The 2,267-nt window shown below is 45.4% G+C and carries 2 protein-coding genes; both read right to left on the bottom strand.

The window, feature by feature from the left end; translation table 11 throughout:
• Positions 1 to 158 precede the first annotated feature (158 nt).
• Positions 159 to 761, bottom strand: a complete 603-nt coding sequence (locus tag Q0991_RS11610) for a DUF4277 domain-containing protein (RefSeq protein WP_299488603.1) — start codon at positions 759 to 761, stop codon at positions 159 to 161.
• Positions 762 to 846: 85 nt separating this feature from the next.
• Positions 847 to 1,818: a hypothetical protein gene (locus Q0991_RS11605; protein WP_299488600.1), complete on the bottom strand. Its 972-nt coding sequence runs from the start codon at positions 1,816 to 1,818 to the stop codon at positions 847 to 849.
• Positions 1,819 to 2,267 lie beyond the last annotated feature (449 nt).

Below are 2,267 nucleotides of genomic sequence, written 5' to 3'. Positions count from 1 at the left end.
CTCCAGGGCTAACGCCAACCATCGACCAAAGGTTAACCGCAATCGCCCCAGGGGGAATTGAATACTATTGCGACGACGGCGCAAAACAACCGAGAGCTTTATGCTCACAAACAGGCCCAACACAATACAAAAAGCCGCTACTGCTTCTAGTACCACTTCTAAAAAAGATACGATGATTTCCAAATTGCCTTGCAAATGGCGGACGACTTCCATAAAGCTTCACCCTTGACTACAGCACCTCCCGCTGGTCCGGCTAGCATTGCTTTGAGTTGAGGAAGGATCGGATCATCTTTGCTATAACCAAACTGAAAGAGTCCGTCCTCATGGACCTGATGGACACCCGAAACAGTGGTCGCATCTAGACGAACGCAATGACGCTCTAACTTATAAACACGGAGGGTTTGACTATTTAGCTCTCTCTCAATGGGTTGCCAGTACTCTGGCTGGCTCAACTTACTCAAGACGATGCCCAAACGGTCGTCTGTAAAGTCTGTCTCCCGTAACGTCAGGCCACAGACTTGGGCAATCATGGTGCTGCGTTGTTTCACCCAGTCCCGCACGACTACTTTGCGTTGGTCTCCTTCGGACAGAATGTAGGAAAGCCAGATCACAATCACCCAACCCCAATCTAAGCCTTCCTGTTTCCAGTGCCGGGGCAGATGTTTGTTGAGTACTTCTGGTAAGCCTATCTGCATCATCATGTGTAACAGGAGCACCACATCATCAATACGCTCAGTCGTAACGGTCAGTTGATCGGCCATGCCACAGTCCTAGCTTGATTGCTAGACGAGCATACGCTACATATCTATATGCGATTCGATTACGCGAACGTCAAGTTCAATTTGTTTATCTTGAGTTTTCCAGAAGCAGTTGAGCGGTCTCTTGGATGACGACAGGATTCTTCCAGTAGCTGGTATGTACGGTCAGAATGTTGTCATTGTTATCAACCTGAATTTCCCTAATTGCATCAGGATTATCGTATAGCCCTCGCGTGCCATAGGCTAAGACATCATCGATATCATAGAAAAGCTGCCACTTTACTGGATTTGCGCCCGTGATTCCAATGTCTGAAGCTTTTAGTTTGTCATGAGAGGCGAGCATATCTACCATTCCTTGCTTCCGCATCGCCAGGATCGCTATCTGAGATGCAGTGCTAGTCATTGATCCTAATGTTAGCTCTCCATTAGTAGCCTTTTCATGCCACAATTCGTATTTTGCTTCTGCATCTGGAGACCCCTGGTGCTCCCTAAGAAATCCAGATTGATGTCGACTTGCAAACAAACCGTATAGAAAGTCATGACACAGCGTAACGCCTAAGCTATGACCAACCAGATGAAGCCTTACATCTATATCATTTTCGTAGGCTTGAAGCTTGTCTAAGATAGTATTGTAGACTTCTCGACGGATTGCTTTCTCTCCATCGGCTGAAGCGTAAAATATGACATCGCCCATACCAGTTATGAAGAGGTTCTCTCGCAGACCGGCAATTGCAAGTCTTAGACCCCTATTGACGAGATTTCCCCTGTCATTGATAACGGAGTTATTCGGGTGATTGTCTCTTTGAAGACTTGAATATTTAGTCTTTTCATTGATAAAGTTCTGAGCCCGAGTGAGTCTGCGGTGATCTTCTAGATTGTTGCTGTTGGGAAGCTCATGGCCCCATTCAACTGTAATGGGTGGTCCTGCGAAAAGGCCGGATAGCTGAGGTTCCAGTGCGACCAAGGATTGAAAAAAATTATTGTATTCAGCCGCGTGATCTAGGGGTTCAGAACTTGGGATAATTCCATGAATCATGATCAATACATTGGTGGGAGACATAGCAAACTCACTTTCAACTTGACTAGTGTCTATTCTTTTTTACCCAGCCTAATTGCGCCAAAATTGACATTTCTTTACATCTTGAGTAGTTCTTGCCAGGATGTTTATCGAATATCGACTTTAGTTTGAGGAAAACGAAGAGTCGATCCAGGTTTACTGTGTTGGTTGACATGGTTCAGTCTCCAGAGGTAGGTAATATAAAATCCCTAGGGAATCCAAAAGATAAAGTATTGGCCTTGACTTGACTAGATGAGTGAGTGAAGGAGTGAGGTAGGTAATATAGAATCCACAAAGAATCTGAAAGCTTGAGTGAATTAATAGGTGCGATATCGGAGGTTGGTATCAGAACTTGCGATCGCAAACCACGATGCCAATACCTCATACTCAAAACGGCACGTCATCAAGGGTTAGCTCTGGACAGAAGTATCATCGTGCTTGCGCTCAAACGC

Source organism: Acaryochloris sp. IP29b_bin.137 (genome assembly GCF_028285745.1).
In the GTDB taxonomy this organism is placed as follows: Bacteria; Cyanobacteriota; Cyanobacteriia; order Thermosynechococcales; family Thermosynechococcaceae; genus Acaryochloris.
The sequence above is the reverse complement of the archived record's forward strand: the minus strand, read 5'-3'. Positions and strand labels throughout refer to the sequence as shown.